The sequence below is a fragment of the Bradyrhizobium sp. 956_D2_N1_4 genome, assembly GCF_052076025.1.
In the GTDB taxonomy this organism is placed as follows: domain Bacteria; phylum Pseudomonadota; class Alphaproteobacteria; order Rhizobiales; family Xanthobacteraceae; genus Bradyrhizobium; species Bradyrhizobium barranii.
The window spans coordinates 4,607,222-4,621,744 of the sequence record NZ_CP197237.1; the positions used below are offsets into that span (position 1 = coordinate 4,607,222).

Genomic DNA, 14,523 nt, shown 5'->3' on the forward strand with positions numbered 1-14,523 from the left:
CGTGACAAGCGCGGGCCAAGGGACGGGCCAAGGGCGGCCTCAGCCCTTGACGAGGCCGAGCCGGATCAGGCTCTCGGCCGTCGCGAGGATCGCCTCAGTGTTGGAACGGGCCTGCCAGCCGAGCAGCGACCTCGCCTTGGCGCTGGTGGAATGCCGAACCCTTCCAAGCATCGGCACGACCGCGCGCAGCAGCGGAATCCGGTTCGCGGCCAGCCGCACCAGCCAGTCCGGGGCCTGGAGCCGCGGAACCCGGCGCGCCCTAGGCCCGAGTTCCCGCCGCAGCACCCTGGCGATATCGAGGATCGACATCGTCTCACCGGAGACCGCGATGAAGCGCTCGCCTTTCGCTTCGGGCGCCGTCATCGCGCGCAGGTGCAAATCGGCCACGTCGCGCACGTCGACCACGCCGAAATAGACCCGCGGCACCGCCGGCATGGCGCCGTCGAGCAGCGATTTGACGATCTCGATCGAGCCGGAGAAGTCCGGCCCGAGCACGGGGCCAAAAATGCCGGCGGGATTGACGACGGACAATTCGAGCCCACCGCCCTCGCGCGCGACGAAATCCCAGGCGGCCCGCTCGGCCAGCGTCTTGGATTTGATGTAGGGCTGCACGTCGGCGCCGTCGAGATTGGTCCAGTCGGTCTCGTCGAACGGCCTGTCGCGCGCCGGATGGCCATAGCCGATCGCGCCCAGCGACGAGGTGACGACGACCCGGCTGACGCCGGCCTCGTGTGCGGCACGCAGCACGCGCAGCGTACCGTCGCGGGCCGGGATGATCATCTCGTTCTCGTCCTTGGGAACACTGGTCGACAATGGCGAGGCGACATGGAGCACGTAATCGCAGCCGGCGACGGCCTCTCGCCAGCCGTCGTCCGCGGTGAGATCGGCGGTGAAAAAGGACAGGCTTTCCGGCGACGCAGCTCCGCCCTCGCGCAACATGGCGAGCACGTCGGCCTGCCGGTCCGGGCGGCGCACCGTGGTCCGCACCTGATGGCCGGCGGCCAGAAGCTGCAGGACGACATGGATGCCGACGAAGCCGGACCCGCCGGTCACCAGAACAATGCTCATTGCCGAATTCCCCTCATTGCGCAGGCCGGCGAATTGGTTCCGCCACCCTGCTCAAGGCCGCATCTGGTCACTATCTCCCGGGGAACAAGTAGAATGGATTTCGAGACCGGTATGGAAAACCTGACCAGCGTTTGCGACGGCGACTGCGATTGCAGCTCCGACCCTGCCCTGCTCGCCGACTTCAAGCGGGCCATTCATGCGCTTGGCGGCAAGTGGAAGCTGGAGATCCTGTTCGCGCTGATGAACGGCGCCGTTCGCTTCGGTGCGTTGCGGCGATCGATCGGCGGCATCACCCAGCACATGCTGACCACGCAGCTGCGCGAGCTCGAGCAGGACGGGTTGGTGTCGCGAACCGTCTTCGCGGAGAAACCTTTGAGGGTCGAGTACGAGTTGACGGATGCGGCCTATGGCCTGTTGCCGGCGTTTAAGGAAATATTGAGCTGGTCCAGGCTTTATGGCGATGCGCGCCTTGTGGCGTCGCAGCAAGCCTGATTGCAGCCAAGCCTGATTGCAGCGATGTGTGAAGCTGCCGGATCGTTGCCTCAGCCTTCGAGTCGATCTCGTTGATGCGACTCGCAAAACCTCCCCCACCTGAAGTGAAGGCTGTTTCTCATCCGAACTTACGTGAGCTCGGAGGAAGTGACTCTAGCCCATTGATCGTGATTCACTTTTCGCGATCGCTGATGCGCGTCGCGGCAAGCGGCAGACAAAATGCTGATCACGGCGCTCAAGCTGCACCGTGAGCCCAAAAACAAAGAGCCGCATCGCTGCGGCTCGGACTCTATTCGTCGCGGTAGACCTTCTCGCGTTTCTCGTGGCGCTCCTGCGCTTCCACCGAGAGCGTTGCGATGGGCCGGGCTTCGAGCCGTTTCAAAGAGATCGGCTCGCCGGTGTCCTCGCAATAGCCGTAGGTGTTGTCCTCGATACGCTGGAGCGCGGCGTCGATCTTGGCGATCAACTTGCGCTGGCGGTCGCGGGCGCGGAGTTCGATGGCGCGGTCGGTTTCGGACGATGCCCGATCGGCGAGATCGGGGTGGTTCACGTTCTCCTCCTGCAGAGCCTGCAGCGTGAGCTTGGACTCTTTGAGGATCTCATCCTTCCAGGCGAGGAGCTTCAAACGGAAGTACTCCTTCTGCCGGTCGTTCATGAAAGGCTCTTTTTCGGTCGGTCGGTAGTTTTTCAACTTTTCCAAGGGCGGCCTATCTGTCTAAGCAACGACTCGCAACGGAACGGGGTCCGTTAAGCCGGGCTTATATAGCGGCCTCCTGTGACAGACAATATTTCCCTGATCGTTCGGTTAGCGCCCCCAAGCCCTTGCACAGGAAGGTTTATCCTGGAGAACCCGGGGGCGGCCGAAGGCCTAGTAACCGACCGTGAAACGCTGCCTTGGATGGGCCGGCCGCTCGATCTCGTCGGCGAGCGCAATGGCGTAGTCGGCGAAGCTGATCCAGCTTTTCCCGTTCGCATCTGCGAGAAGCTGATCGGTCCCGAGCCGGAACTTGCCGGTTCGTTCCCCCTCGATGAAGAGGGCCGACGGCGAGATGAAGGTCCAGTTCAGGTCCTTTTCCTCTCGCAGCAGGTCAAGGAAAGCCCCGCCCGCCTCCGCTTCGGCCTTGTATTGGGCGGGAAAACCGGGGGTTGTAACCAGTTTGACGCCGGGAGCGACTTCCAGGCTGCCGGCACCGCCGACAACGAGGTAGCGACCAACGCCGGACGCCTTCGCCGCGCCGATCAGCTTGAGCGGGTCGCTGGCCAGGAAGTGCACGGAACTCACGGCGACGTCATGCCCGGCCCACAGCTTGGCAAGGCCGGCCTGGTCGAGCACGTCGCCCTTGGTGGACGTGACGTTCGGCAGGGTCGCGATCTTCTCGGGGTTCCGGGCGATTGCCGTGACGGCATGGCCGCGGCGCGACAGTTCCTTGGTGATCTCCGACCCGGCCCGGCCCGAGGCGCCGGCGACTGCGATTTTCATGGAAGGCTCCTTTGCTTCTTTTGGTAACTAACGGTTACTAGATATCGCAACGGATGCTGGTGTTAAGAGAGCACTTTGTGCTTACCTGATTACGCAAGAGTAACCGGGACCCGTCACCGGCGCGCGAGCCGCAAGGGGCCAAACGGATCGTGAGGACTTGACGATGAAGCCAGACGTCTATGCAGCGAACTGCCCCACGCGCCAGATCCTCGACCGCGTCGGCGACAAATGGGCGGTGCTGATCCTGCTGCTGCTGCGCGAGGAGCCGATGCGCTTCAATCAGTTGCGCCGAACGATTGAAGGCATTTCGCAGAAGATGTTGAGCCAGGTTCTCAAGTCGCTCGAGCGCGACGGCCTGATCAAGCGTCACGCCATCGCAACCGTACCGGTGACGGTGGAGTATTCGATCACGCAGCTCGGGGGGACGCTCGCGGCCGCCGTCGATCCCCTGCGCGATTGGGCCGAGCAGAATCTGAAGGACGTGCTCGCCGCCCAGCGCCGCTACGACACGCAGCAGAAGGACGAAGCGGCCTAAGCCTGCCCGGCCTTGGCCAGCTCGACCTCGACGCGCAGCTCGATCTCGGACAGCAGGGAATCCAAACTAGGATCGCCCGAGGATGATTTCAGGTTCGCCGCGGCATCGCGCAGCCGCATCACGGTCGAGGCGTCGAGATTGCCGGACAGTAATCCCATCTTGAGATCGTCGAGCACGTCGAGCGCGGTCCTGCCACGGGCGACCGAGCGCTTGCGGCGCTCGACCGGATCTTCCTCGATGCCTTGCAGTGCGAGCAGCCCATCGATGTTCGCGGCCGCCTTCGGTGCGGCAGCGCCCCGCGTCTCCTGCGCCGACGAGGTGTCGGGCAGCACGAAGGTGCCGGAGCTCGTCCGCCTGGCCTGGCTGGCCGGCGTACCAAGCGTGGTGCCGTTCGGTCCGTAGATGCGCATCGCAGGAATCCGGGTGATCGATGCCGTCACCTTCGCCGTCTTATGGTTAACGGCGCGTAAACGGCCCGGCAAAATCTGCCGAGAGGCGGCAGTTTCGCTCCTCAGGGAGAACGCTCCCTGACACCGGTGGAAACAGGTTTATTCAACCTATTCAATCGCGTAACCCCGCTGCCCCGCGTTGGCACAGCACTCGCAAGGAAAGCGTCGGACCAGCTCGTCATGGGAGTGTCGAGGATGGTTCGAGATGTGAGGAGCCTCGGGGAGCAGAGGATGCCAGGCGTTCGTTGGGTGAGGATTGTTGGGGTGGCCTGCGCCGCGCTGTCAGCGCTGGCGCTCTCGGTCACGCCTGCAAGCGCGACATCGCGCATCAAGGACCTCGCCAATATCGAGGGCGTGCGGCAGAACCAGCTCATCGGCTACGGCCTCGTCGTCGGCCTCAACGGCACCGGCGACACGCTCAACAACATCCCCTTCACCAAGCAGTCGCTGCAAGCGATGCTCGAGCGCATGGGCGTCAACATCCGCGGCGCCACCATCCGCACCGGCAACGTCGCCGCCGTGATGGTCACGGGCAATCTGCCGGCCTTCGCCACCCAGGGCACGCGCATGGACGTCACCGTCTCCGCGCTGGGCGACGCCAAGGATCTGCGCGGCGGCACCCTGCTGGTCACGCCCCTGCTCGGCGCCGACGGCAATGTCTACGCGGTCGGACAGGGCTCGCTCGCGATCTCCGGCTTCCAGGCCGAAGGCGAAGCCGCGAAAATCGTGCGCGGCGTTCCGACCGTCGGCCGCATCGCCAACGGCGCCATCATCGAGCGCGAGATCGAGTTCGCACTCAATCGGCTGCCGAATGTGCGGCTCGCGCTGCGCAACGCCGACTTCACCACGGCCAAGCGGATCGCGGCCGCGATCAACGACTATCTTGGCGTCAAGACGGCCGAGCCGATCGATCCCTCGACGGTGCAGCTTTCGATCCCGCCGGAGTTCAAGGGCAACGTCGTCGCCTTCCTCACCGAGATCGAGCAGCTCCAGGTCGATCCTGATCTCGCCGCCAAGATCGTCATCGACGAACGCAGCGGCATCATCGTGATGGGCCGCGACGTTCGCGTCGCAACCGTCGCGGTGGCGCAAGGCAACCTCACAGTCACCATCTCCGAGAGCCCGCAGGTCAGCCAGCCCAACCCGCTGTCACGCGGGCGCACCGTGGTCACGCCGCGCACCGGCGTCAGCGTCGTCGAGGACGGCAAGAAGTTCGCCGTCGTCAAGGACGGCGTCTCGCTTCAGCAGCTCGTCGACGGCCTCAACGGCCTCGGCATCGGCCCGCGCGACCTCATCAGCATCCTCCAGGCGATCAAGGCCGCCGGCGCGATCGAAGCCGACATCGAGGTGATGTGATGCAGACCAGCATGATCACCCCCCCCCACGTCGTCACCTCCTCGGCCTTCTCGGTGGAGAGCCGCAACGGCCGGCCCGACTTCGAGCTCGCCGCCGCGTTGCAGAAGGTCTCGCCACAGCAGCAGTCCAAGGCGCAGAAGACCGCCACCGATTTCGAGGCGATGTTCCTCAACAGCATGTTCTCGCAGATGACCTCGGGCCTGAAGGGCGAAGGTCCGTTCGGCGACACCCCGGGCACCGGCGTGTGGCGCTCGATGCTGACCGAGCAATATTCCAAGAACTTCGCCAAGGCCGGCGGCGTCGGTGTCGCCACCGAAGTCTACCGCACCCTCATCATGCAGCAGGCGAAAACGATCCGCACGGCATAAGGTCAACCGAGATGAACCATTTCAACGCCTCACGTCAGCCGGTGCAAGCGCAGCGCCCCAACACCGCACCCGGCAACGCCGAGGCGCGCAAGGTCGCCGAGCAGCTGATGGATTCGATGAACGCCCTGCTCGGACTGGTCGAGCGCGAGACCGAGCTCGTCCGCGCCGGCCAGGTCCGCGAAGCGATGACGCTCGAGAGCAAGAAGCAGGAGCTGTCGCGCAACTATGTCAGCGCCGTCAGCGAATTGAAGACGAACCAGGCCCAGCTCGCGAAATCCGCGCCCGAGCTGCTCTCGACGCTGCATCGGCACCACGATGCGTTCCGCGCGATGCTCCAGGTCAATCTCACCGTGCTCGCGACCGCACACGCGGTCTCCGAGAGCGTGGTGCGCGGCGTCAACGCCGAGATCCAGAAGCGCAACGTGCCCAACACCTACACGGCGGCGGGACGCCGCGCGGCTCCGGGCCCACGCCACATCACCCCGCTCGCGGTCAGCCGCTCGCTCTGAGCGCGCGCGAAAACTCCCTGCAATTTTACGAAAAACCGCGCGGCGATATCGTCGCGCGGTTAGGCACGTTTGCTTACCCGGTCTTCAATCCTGGTGTTCCATGGTTGCGTATTGAGAGGGGTTGGGATTTGACTCAGACAAGGCAACCAGGAGGCTGCCATGAGTACAGATTTCAGCATCAGGCCGGTGGGGATACCGGCCCCCGTGCAGATCATAACGACGTCCAATGCGGCGGCGAACGAGGCCGTGCAAACTGATTTGCCGGTGAGCCAGACGGTCGCCGCGAGCGATACGAGCGCGGCTGCGCGCAATGATTTGCAGAGCACCAACGACAGCGTTTCACGCCAGGTCGTTTTCAACCAACCCGCCGCGTCCTTCGTGTTCCAGGTCGTGAACGAAAGGACCGATGCGGTCGTCGATCAGTTTCCGGACGAAGCGATGCTGCGGCGGCGGGCCTATTTCCACGCACTGGACATGAAGTCCGAGCCCCCGCGTCCACTCAGCACCGATCGCAGCGCCTGACGTTCACTCCGCGGGTCGCGACGGCCGTATCGAGGTCGCTCGAACCGGTCGCGTTACGACCGTCCCGAAAGACCGGCGGCGATATTGCGATTGATCTCGATCAACGGGCGGAAGTGATCGAGCTGCGGGCTCATCAGCAGCGCTGCAGTCTGGCTCAGCACGAACACGCTGATATTGGCGATCCTCTGCCGAACGTCGAGCGGCTGCGGATTGGTGTCGCGCATCGCCTCGCTCAGGAAGATGGTCCAGAGCTTGCGGTTGAACATCAACGCCTGCGTCGTCTGCTCGTTGAAGGGATCGGCACTGTTGATGGCGTCCTGCAGCTTGTTGGCGGCCTTCAGGAGCGTCTGCGCCTCGATATCGCGAGGAGACGCAGTGGTCGTGGCTACACGCGCGTAGGCCGAAGCAGCAGAACTCGACATCGATCACCCTGGAGGTTTCCTCGCCCGTTGTACAGGCTTAAGGATTTCTTTCCCAACCCTAGGCAGCACCGCTTAAGATTTGCTTACGTGAGAGTGCGGACGATCTCCGGACAATTACGGGTCGCGGCATCCACCTTCACCTCAAGGCTAAATCCGAGTGCGCGCACTGTAAACGATTGCATCCATCATGCGCTGATCTGAGCTAATCGACAGTTAGCGATCTCGCTCAAAACAACGGCGAAGCCTAGGCTTCGCCGTTGAATGATTCATCGTGTACGTCAGCGTCGCGCTTAGCGGAGGAGCTGAAGCACGCTCTGCTGCGACTGATTGGCGAGCGACAGCGCGGAGACTGCGATCGACTGGCGCGTCGAGAGCGCCTGGCTGTTGGCCGCTTCCTCGTTGGTGTCCGCAAGTGTCAGGCTCGACGAGCCGGTCTGCAGCACGTTGATCAGGTTCTTGCTGAAGTCCTGACGGATCTGCACGATCGACAGGTTCGAACCGAGCGTCGACGCCTCGGCACGCAGCGTGGTGCTGGCCGAGTTGAGCGAAGTCAGAATGGCGTTCGCCGATTTCGAGTCCAGGAAATCAACGCCCGAGGTCAAGGGAGCAAGGTTGAGGCCGGCGTCGTTGAAGGTGACGCCCTGAATGTTCAGCGTCGAACGCCCGGTTTCGTTGAACACGAGCTTGAGCGTATCGCCGTTCAGCAGATTGACGCCGTTGTAGGAAGAGTCCTGCGCCGTGGTGTTGATTTGCGCGAGCACGTTGTTGTACTGCCCGACCAGATTGGCGCGCGTGGCTTGCGAATCCGGGTCGACGGTGGGCGCCTGCGCGATCAGGCCATAGAAGGGCTGGCCGCTCGCCGCGGCCGTGCCGCCGATTGCGCCGATCGTCGAGGACGCCGAGTCGTTGGAGGTCACGATGTTGAGATGACCGGTCGTGTCGATCGTCGCCTGCAGGTTGTTCGCCGCCAGCGCCGCGTTGAGCTGATTGAGCGTGGAAACCTGCCCGACGCCGGCGCCGAAGGTGATGCTGGTGGCGGTGCCGCCGCCGGTCGCGCCGATCGTCAACGTCTTGCCGCTGAGCGGGGGCGGAACGCGGGCGGTGGTGCCGGCAGTGAGGCCGAGCGCCGTGAGCACGTTGCCCGAGCCGGAGATCGCCAGATCCTGGCTCGTGCCGGTGCTGAGCACGAGCTTGCCTCCGGAAACGGTCGAGGCCGTGCCCGTACCCGTGATGCCGTCGATCGCGCTCAGTACCGACTGCACCGTGAGTGTGCTGCCGGCACCGATGCCGATCGTGACGTTGCCGAACGAGTCGGTGGTCGAGGTGGTTTGCGCGGTCGAGAAGGTGATCGTCTTGCCATCGACAGTCAGGACCGAACCGTTGGTGATAGTCGTACCGAGATCGTCGGAACCCGCACCGGCGGTACCGACCAGCTTGGTCGCGCCCGTGATCGGCGCCGCGCCGCTCGTATCGTCATTGTTGACGACGGTGCCGGTGACCGTGTTGTTGGTGTATGCCGTGCCCAGCAGGTTGTTGGCGGTCGCACCGGGGACCGCGGCCGCCGTCACGTTGGACTTGGGCGAGTACCCCGTCGGGCTCTGCAGCACCTGGCTGGCGATCGATTTGGCGCTGTCGACCAGCTTTTGCAGCGAAGTGATGCCGGTGTTCGCGGCCTGCAGCACCTGCACGCCGTTGCTGATGCCATCCAGGAGATTGCTGATGTCGCTGGCGCGATTGTCGAGCCCCTGTGCGGTGAAGAAGTTGGTCGGATTGTCCAGCGCCGTGTTGACCTTCTTGCCGGTTGCAAGACGTTCCTGCGTGGTAGCGAGCAGGTCGGCTGTCGACTGCAGCGACAACAGGTTCTGGCGGACTGATGCCGAGAGAACGATGTTGGACATTGGCAGATCTTCCTCTTGGAGCGCGACGCGTACGAATCGGAGCCCGCCGGTCTGGCAAATGGGCTTTTGTCTAGTTCTAGGCGCACTCCTTTAAATTAAGGTTAATGGCCGCTTAAGCCACAGGGTTAACAAGGTATTAACCGGTCAGGGTTCCCTGAAACCCGGCTCACGCCGCGTCACGCGCAAAAAAACGGCGGGGCAAAAGCCCCGCCGTAATGCCTTGTTTGACGATTTTCGCCGCGTATCAGCGCAGGAGCTGCAACACGCTCTGCTGCGACTGGTTGGCCAGCGACAGCGCCGAGACCGCGATCGACTGGCGGGTCGACAGCGCCTGGCTGTTGGCCGCTTCCTCGTTGGTGTCGGCCAGCGTCAGGTTTGACGAACCGGTCTGCAGGACGTTGATCAGGTTCTTGTTGAAGTCCTGACGGATCTGCACGACCGACAGGTTCGAACCCAGCGTCGATGCTTCCGAACGCAGCGTGCTGCTGGCGGCATTGAGCGAGGTCAGGACCTTGTTGGCCGAAGCGTTGTCCAGGAAGTCGGTGCCCGAGGCGAGGGTCGAGATGTTGAGACCCGCGGTGTTGAAGGTCACACCGGTGATGCTCAGCGTCGACTTGCCGGTTTCGTTGAACGTCAGCTTCAGCGTGTCGCCGTTGAGCAGGTTGACGCCGTTGAAGGAGGCATCCTGCGCGGTCGTGTTGATCTGCGCGAGCACGTTGTTGTACTGCGCAACCAGGCCTGCACGCTGCGTCTGCGAGGTCGGATCGGCAACCGGAGCCGCGATGGCAGCGCTGTGGAACGGACCGGTGGCGGTAAAGGCCGAGCCGCCGAGCGTGCCGATCGTCGAGGAGGCCGCGTCGTTCGTGGTCGTGATGGAGATCACGCCGGTCGAGTCGATCGAGGCCTGCAGGTTGTTGGCCGCCAGCGCCGAATTGAGCCCGTTCAGCGTCGAGACCTGGCCGGTGCCGGTGCCGAAGGTGATGCTGGTGGGCGTGCCGCCGCCGGTGGCTGCGATCGTCAGCGTCTGGCCCGAGATGGCGGGCGGGACGCGGGCGGTGGTGCCGGCCGTGAGACCGAGCGCGGCGAGCACGTTGCCCGAACCCGCGATCGTGAGATCCGAGGTCGTGCCGGTGCTCAGCGTGAGCTTACCAGCCGCGACGGTCGAGGCGGTGCCGGTGCCGGTGATGCCGTCGATCGCGCTCAGCACGCTCTGCACCGTCAAGGTGCTGCCCGTGCCGATGCCGATGGTGACGTTGCCGGCGGTGTCGGTGGTCGAAGTGGTCTGCGCGGTCGAGAACGTGATGTTCTTGCCGTTGACCGTCAGGACCGAGCCGTTGGTGATGGCCGTAGCAAGGTCGTCGGACGTCGCGCCCGCGGTGCCAACCAGCTGGGTGGAAGCGGTGATGTTGACCGCAGTGCCGGTGTTGTCGTTCAGCACGGCGGTGCCGGCGACGGTGCTGTTGGTATAAGCGGTACCCAGCAGGTTGCTGGCGGTCGCGCCGGTGATGGCGGTCGAGGTCACGGTCGACTTGGTGGAGTAGCCCGTCGGGCTCTGCAGCACCTGGTTGGCGATCGACTTGGCGCTGTCCACCAGCTTCTGCAGCGAGGTGATGCCGGTGTTGGCTGCCTGGAGAACCTGAACGCCGTTGCCGATGCCATCGAGCAGATTGCCGATGTCGCTGGCGCGGTTATCAAGGCCCTGGGCGGTGAAGAAGTTGGTGGGATTATCCAGAGCCGAGTTCACCTTGCGGCCAGTCGACAGACGGGACTGGGTGGTGGCGAGGAGGTCGGCTGTGGACTGGAGGGAGAGCAGGTTCTGGCGAACCGATGCGGAGAGAACGACGGACATACTGTTACCTTTCTGGTAGCTACGCGTCCTATCTGACCAATTGATCAGACGACCGCCGGACCGTGCGTCCAAGCCTCTAACAATCCGTGAAATGAAACCCGCAGTTTTTCCCGCCGCGACGCCGGAAGCCCCCTTCGAGGCCGCGGCAGACGGCTGGACATGCCGCTATCGGCCTTGAAATTGTTGCATTTTCCGTCCCCGGCGCCGTCGTTTACGACCTGTTAACCATGTTGCGCAAGGATCGGCTCCAAATCACGAACGATCGCCCTCATCGCACGAACGCCGCGACGGATCGTTGTAAAAGGGTTGATGGAGAACAGGCATGGCTCTCAAGGTTGAGCTCAAACCGCACGAACGCATCATCGTCGGCAATTCGGTGATCACCAACACCGACCAGCGCGCCCGCCTCCTGATCGACGGCGACAACGTGCCGATCCTGCGCGAGCGCGACATCCTCACGCCGGAGACCGCCGACACGCCGGCCAAGCTCGTCTATCTCGCGGTCCAGCTCATGTACATCTCGCCGGATCCGCAGAGCCAGCACGGCACCTACTTCAACCTGGTGCGCGACATCGTCACCGCGGTGCCGAGCGCCTGGCCGATCATCGAAAGCATCAACAACAACATCATGAGCGGCGATCTCTACCGGGCGCTGAAGGATGCCCGCAAGCTGATCGCCTATGAAGAGAAGCTGCGGGACCAGTACCAAGCGACGCATCCCAAGGGCGACGTCAGCTCGGCCGCCTGATCGGCACGCATCAGCCTGCCCAAACGACAACGGCCCCGGATCATCTCCGGGGCCGTTGTCGTTTCAGCTGCGTTCCTGGTCACTGCGCCGCCAGCGGCGGCGCCTCGATCTCGATCAGACCATCGCCGGTCCGCCGCGCGCCGAATTCGAGCACCGCAGCCACAAGCGCGTCGATGTCCGTCTCGTCGGTACGGTGATTGACGATGGCAGCGCGGATCGCGAACCTGCCGTCCAGCGTCGTGCTCGAGGGCGCCGCAACGCCGGACTCCTGGACATCGGCGACGATCTCGCGATTGACCGCATCGTCGGCGCGGTAACGGAAGCAGACGATGTTGAGGTTCACCGGTGCCAGCAATTCCAGCCGCGGCTCGGCCAGCACGCGCGTCTCCAGATACTTCGCCAGCGCGCAGCTTCGCGCGATCACCGCACCCAGCCGGTCGGTGCCGAACGTCTTCAGCGTGAACCAGGTCTTCAGCGCGCGGAAGCCGCGCGACAGGTCGGGGCCGAGATCGCAGGGCCAGACTGCACCCGCCGCAAGCCCCCTCGCCTCGCGGCGCAGATAGGCCGCCGGCTGCGCAAAGGCCTGCCGGTGCTGCTCGCCGTCGCGCACCAGCAGGAAGCCGGCGTCGTAGGGCACCTGCCCCCATTTATGGAAGTCGAGCGCAATGGAATCGGCGAGCTCGATGCCGCCGAGCATGGGCGCGAGCTCGGGCGAGAAGATCGCGAGCGCCCCGAAGGCGCCATCGACGTGAAACCAGATTCCCTCCTCGCGGCACAGCGCAGCGATGGCCTTGAGGTCGTCGATCGCGCCGATATCGACCGTGCCGGCGGAAGCGACGACGAGAAACGGCCTGAAGCCGACCTCGCGGTCGACAGCGATCTGCGCGCGCAGCGCGGCGACGTCGATGCGATGATCGGCATCGACGCCGATCTTGCGCAGCGCATCGGTGCCGAGCCCGGCAATGTCCATCGCCCTGGAGACACAGCCATGCGCAGCCCGCGACGTGTAGGCCGTGAGCAGCGCGCCGTCATTGCCGATGCCGTGCTGCCGCGCCAGCGTCCCGAGCGCAGCGGTGCGCGCCACCAGCACCGCCATCAGATTGGCCATCGATGTGCCCGTGATGAAGATGCCGCTCGCAGTCTCCGGGAAATCAAACAGGCGCCGCATCCACGCGACGATCTGGCGCTCGACTTCGATCGGCATGTGATCGCGCCCGCCGAGATTGGCATTGAGGCCAGCTGCGAGCATCTCCGCGAGCATGCCGACCGCGGTGCCGCCGCCATGCACCCAGCCCATGAACCCGGGATGGACATTGCCGGTCGCATAGGGTGCGACATGCTCGGCGAATTCGCGATAGACATCGGCAAGGTCGCTCGCCTCGCGCGGCACGTCGGCCTTCAATGCCGCGCGGATGCCGTCGGGAATCGGCTGCCACACCGGCCGCGCGCGGACATTGGCGATGCCGTCGATCGCCTCGTCCAGCATGCGATGGGCGAGCGTGCGAAATTCGCTCCAGTCCTGCGGATCGAGCGAAGCCTGCGCGACGGAGCTTTGCGCGTTGCGGATGATCTCGTTCATGCTGCGCTCGCCTTGCCCTCTCCTGCGTGCCGCGACAGCATCGCCGTGAACGCGGCAAAGATCTTGCGCATCTGCGGCGGCTTGTACGGAAACACGACCGGCGGATCCATGTTGTGCACGACGGCGGTGTTGTCGGCTTCGAAGACCAGCAGCTCGCGGTTCTGGTTCTCGGCGCAATCGACGATGAAATAATCGAGGCCGACGCGCCGGCTCATCTCGTCGAGCGCGGCCTTGTGGCGCGCGGCGAAGGCGTGGTCGAAGTCCAGCATGAAGACGGCCTCTTCAGCCCGCTTCTCCTCGCTGAACGCCATGTAGGCGTTGAGATACCAGATGTCCCAGCGATCGGCGATCGCCATGTGGCAGGCGTAGGGCTTGCCGTCGACCATGGCGAGACGATATTTGCGATAGAGCCCGTCGGGGCTCGCATAATCGACGAAGCGCGCGACGAAGAAATCCTGCTCCTCGCGCTCGGCGAGATAGGCCGCGAGTGCCGGCGCATCGTCGAGCTTCGCGAGCCCGACACCGGCATGCGTGCCGCGCGGCCGCGCGATCATCGGAAAGCGTAATTCGCCGGCGATGTCCTCGCAAGCGACCCGGCCCTGCGCGAGATCCGTCAATTGCGCGCGCGTCGCGTGGATGGTCGATGGAATCTCGAGACCAGGGATGCCCGCCAGCAGCCGATACAGCTTGTCGCGATCGAGGTTGCCGATGAGATCGGGGCGATTGAGCAGCGGCCGCGGCCAGCGCGGCGCCGCCTTTTCGATCACGGCGAGCGGTTCCCGGCATTCCTCGGAATCGGATGCAACCACGATGGCAACGTCGTGATCGGGCAACGTTTCAGGCAAGCCGACATCCTTGGTCACATAGAGCGTCAGCAGCTCGAAATCGGAGCCTTCGAGCAGGAATTCGATCGGCGTGTTGCCGCCCATGTCGATGTCGGCCGCAAGGGCGAGCACGCGCAAGCCGGGCTTCGGAGCCGCAGCGGGCGTGCGAAACAATTGATGGAAGGTCAGCACCTCCGACTGGATCGCCAGCCCCGCCGCCTTGTCGCCGAGTAGCTGGACGATCAGCGATAGGTCAAGGCCTTCGCCCGCGTGCGCTGCTCCTTCCGTGATCCGCGTGACGAGCTGATCGCGCAATGGCTGCAGATCCACACCTTCGAAGGCCTGGCGCGTCAGCTGCGCGAAGCCGATGCGGTCGGCATAGTTCGGCACGGTCACGATCAGCGCGGAAACTGGATGCTGCATC

16 protein-coding genes are annotated in these 14,523 nt (G+C 64.3%); 7 read left to right on the forward strand and 9 right to left on the reverse strand.

Going from position 1 to position 14,523, the window contains the following annotated elements; genetic code table 11:
• Positions 1 to 39: 39 nt before the first annotated feature.
• The gene (locus AB7535_RS21960; RefSeq protein WP_085405901.1) at positions 40 to 1,068 is read right to left on the reverse strand and encodes an SDR family oxidoreductase; all 1,029 of its coding nucleotides are present in this window, start codon (positions 1,066 to 1,068) and stop codon (positions 40 to 42) included.
• Positions 1,069 to 1,161: 93 nt separating this feature from the next.
• Between AB7535_RS21960 and AB7535_RS21965 the strand changes: the two genes are divergently transcribed.
• Positions 1,162 to 1,560 carry a winged helix-turn-helix transcriptional regulator gene (locus AB7535_RS21965; protein ID WP_231145323.1) on the forward strand — a complete coding sequence of 133 codons (399 nt, stop codon included), beginning with the start codon at positions 1,162 to 1,164 and terminating at the stop codon, positions 1,558 to 1,560.
• Between the two features lie 289 nt (positions 1,561 to 1,849).
• Here the strand turns inward: AB7535_RS21965 and dksA are convergent, their stop codons facing one another.
• Together dksA and AB7535_RS21975 are read right to left on the reverse strand one after the other, a co-directional pair.
• Entirely contained in the window at positions 1,850 to 2,215 is a 366-nt protein-coding gene (gene dksA / locus AB7535_RS21970) for an RNA polymerase-binding protein DksA (protein ID WP_008554760.1), read from the reverse strand.
• 213 nt (positions 2,216 to 2,428) lie between these two features.
• Positions 2,429 to 3,040 carry an NAD(P)-dependent oxidoreductase gene (locus AB7535_RS21975; protein ID WP_231142312.1) on the reverse strand — a complete coding sequence of 204 codons (612 nt, stop codon included), beginning with the start codon at positions 3,038 to 3,040 and terminating at the stop codon, positions 2,429 to 2,431.
• A 163-nt stretch (positions 3,041 to 3,203) separates the two neighbouring features.
• Between AB7535_RS21975 and AB7535_RS21980 the strand changes: the two genes are divergently transcribed.
• Positions 3,204 to 3,575, forward strand: a complete 372-nt coding sequence (locus AB7535_RS21980; RefSeq protein WP_085405899.1) for a winged helix-turn-helix transcriptional regulator — start codon at positions 3,204 to 3,206, stop codon at positions 3,573 to 3,575.
• Here AB7535_RS21980 and AB7535_RS21985 read toward each other — a convergent pair.
• Entirely contained in the window at positions 3,572 to 3,985 is a 414-nt protein-coding gene (locus AB7535_RS21985) for a flagellar assembly protein FliX (RefSeq protein ID WP_231142313.1), read from the reverse strand. The genes AB7535_RS21980 and AB7535_RS21985 overlap by 4 nt on opposite strands.
• Positions 3,986 to 4,255: 270 nt before the next feature.
• Between AB7535_RS21985 and AB7535_RS21990 the strand changes: the two genes are divergently transcribed.
• From AB7535_RS21990 to AB7535_RS22005, 4 genes are all read left to right on the forward strand, one after another.
• On the forward strand, positions 4,256 to 5,380 hold the full coding sequence (locus AB7535_RS21990) for a flagellar basal body P-ring protein FlgI (RefSeq protein WP_085405897.1): 1,125 nt from the start codon (positions 4,256 to 4,258) through the stop codon (positions 5,378 to 5,380).
• On the forward strand, positions 5,380 to 5,748 hold the full coding sequence (gene flgJ / locus AB7535_RS21995; RefSeq protein ID WP_085405896.1) for a flagellar assembly peptidoglycan hydrolase FlgJ: 369 nt from the start codon (positions 5,380 to 5,382) through the stop codon (positions 5,746 to 5,748). The genes AB7535_RS21990 and flgJ overlap by 1 nt, the downstream gene beginning before the upstream one ends.
• Positions 5,749 to 5,759: 11 nt before the next feature.
• Positions 5,760 to 6,257 (forward strand): hypothetical protein, encoded by a 498-nt coding sequence (locus AB7535_RS22000; RefSeq protein ID WP_085405895.1) that lies wholly within the window; start codon positions 5,760 to 5,762, stop codon positions 6,255 to 6,257.
• 159 nt (positions 6,258 to 6,416) lie between these two features.
• Entirely contained in the window at positions 6,417 to 6,779 is a 363-nt protein-coding gene (locus AB7535_RS22005; RefSeq protein ID WP_028148520.1) for a hypothetical protein, read from the forward strand.
• A gap of 53 nt (positions 6,780 to 6,832) precedes the next feature.
• Here AB7535_RS22005 and flaF read toward each other — a convergent pair whose 3' ends face one another.
• The 3 genes from flaF to AB7535_RS22020 form a co-directional block, all read right to left on the reverse strand.
• Positions 6,833 to 7,201: a flagellar biosynthesis regulator FlaF gene (gene flaF, locus AB7535_RS22010; protein ID WP_014493991.1), complete on the reverse strand. Its 369-nt coding sequence runs from the start codon at positions 7,199 to 7,201 to the stop codon at positions 6,833 to 6,835.
• A 290-nt stretch (positions 7,202 to 7,491) separates the two neighbouring features.
• A complete protein-coding gene (locus AB7535_RS22015) occupies positions 7,492 to 9,099 on the reverse strand; it encodes a flagellin N-terminal helical domain-containing protein (protein ID WP_028148522.1) in 1,608 nt (535 codons plus the stop codon).
• Between the two features lie 244 nt (positions 9,100 to 9,343).
• Positions 9,344 to 10,948 (reverse strand): flagellin N-terminal helical domain-containing protein, encoded by a 1,605-nt coding sequence (locus tag AB7535_RS22020; RefSeq protein WP_063982267.1) that lies wholly within the window; start codon positions 10,946 to 10,948, stop codon positions 9,344 to 9,346.
• Between the two features lie 322 nt (positions 10,949 to 11,270).
• Here AB7535_RS22020 and flbT point away from each other — a divergent pair, with 322 nt between their 5' ends.
• On the forward strand, positions 11,271 to 11,696 hold the full coding sequence (gene flbT / locus AB7535_RS22025) for a flagellar biosynthesis repressor FlbT (RefSeq protein WP_071912194.1): 426 nt from the start codon (positions 11,271 to 11,273) through the stop codon (positions 11,694 to 11,696).
• A 79-nt stretch (positions 11,697 to 11,775) separates the two neighbouring features.
• Here flbT and AB7535_RS22030 read toward each other — a convergent pair whose 3' ends face one another.
• A complete protein-coding gene (locus AB7535_RS22030; RefSeq protein WP_439036821.1) occupies positions 11,776 to 13,275 on the reverse strand; it encodes a pyridoxal phosphate-dependent decarboxylase family protein in 1,500 nt (499 codons plus the stop codon).
• Positions 13,272 to 14,522 carry an ATP-grasp domain-containing protein gene (locus tag AB7535_RS22035; protein ID WP_231142315.1) on the reverse strand — a complete coding sequence of 417 codons (1,251 nt, stop codon included), beginning with the start codon at positions 14,520 to 14,522 and terminating at the stop codon, positions 13,272 to 13,274. The genes AB7535_RS22030 and AB7535_RS22035 overlap by 4 nt, the downstream gene beginning before the upstream one ends.
• Position 14,523 lies beyond the last annotated feature (1 nt).

Bases quoted from the DNA above. Each gene is read 5' to 3' on its own strand.
- dksA (WP_008554760.1), bottom strand. From the start codon at position 2,215: ATGAACGACCGGCAGAAGGAGTACTTCCGTTTGAAGCTCCTCGCCTGG.
- AB7535_RS21965 (WP_231145323.1), top strand. From the start codon at position 1,162: ATGGATTTCGAGACCGGTATGGAAAACCTGACCAGCGTTTGCGACGGC.
- AB7535_RS22005 (WP_028148520.1), top strand. From the start codon at position 6,417: ATGAGTACAGATTTCAGCATCAGGCCGGTGGGGATACCGGCCCCCGTG.
- AB7535_RS21980 (WP_085405899.1), top strand. From the start codon at position 3,204: ATGAAGCCAGACGTCTATGCAGCGAACTGCCCCACGCGCCAGATCCTC.
- AB7535_RS21985 (WP_231142313.1), bottom strand. From the start codon at position 3,985: ATGCGCATCTACGGACCGAACGGCACCACGCTTGGTACGCCGGCCAGC.
- AB7535_RS22015 (WP_028148522.1), bottom strand. From the start codon at position 9,099: ATGTCCAACATCGTTCTCTCGGCATCAGTCCGCCAGAACCTGTTGTCG.
- AB7535_RS22030 (WP_439036821.1), bottom strand. From the start codon at position 13,275: ATGAACGAGATCATCCGCAACGCGCAAAGCTCCGTCGCGCAGGCTTCG.
- AB7535_RS22035 (WP_231142315.1), bottom strand. From the start codon at position 14,522: ATGCAGCATCCAGTTTCCGCGCTGATCGTGACCGTGCCGAACTATGCC.
- flaF (WP_014493991.1), bottom strand. From the start codon at position 7,201: ATGTCGAGTTCTGCTGCTTCGGCCTACGCGCGTGTAGCCACGACCACT.
- AB7535_RS22000 (WP_085405895.1), top strand. From the start codon at position 5,760: ATGAACCATTTCAACGCCTCACGTCAGCCGGTGCAAGCGCAGCGCCCC.
- AB7535_RS21975 (WP_231142312.1), bottom strand. From the start codon at position 3,040: ATGAAAATCGCAGTCGCCGGCGCCTCGGGCCGGGCCGGGTCGGAGATC.
- AB7535_RS21990 (WP_085405897.1), top strand. From the start codon at position 4,256: ATGCCAGGCGTTCGTTGGGTGAGGATTGTTGGGGTGGCCTGCGCCGCG.
- AB7535_RS22020 (WP_063982267.1), bottom strand. From the start codon at position 10,948: ATGTCCGTCGTTCTCTCCGCATCGGTTCGCCAGAACCTGCTCTCCCTC.
- flbT (WP_071912194.1), top strand. From the start codon at position 11,271: ATGGCTCTCAAGGTTGAGCTCAAACCGCACGAACGCATCATCGTCGGC.
- flgJ (WP_085405896.1), top strand. From the start codon at position 5,380: ATGCAGACCAGCATGATCACCCCCCCCCACGTCGTCACCTCCTCGGCC.
- AB7535_RS21960 (WP_085405901.1), bottom strand. From the start codon at position 1,068: ATGAGCATTGTTCTGGTGACCGGCGGGTCCGGCTTCGTCGGCATCCAT.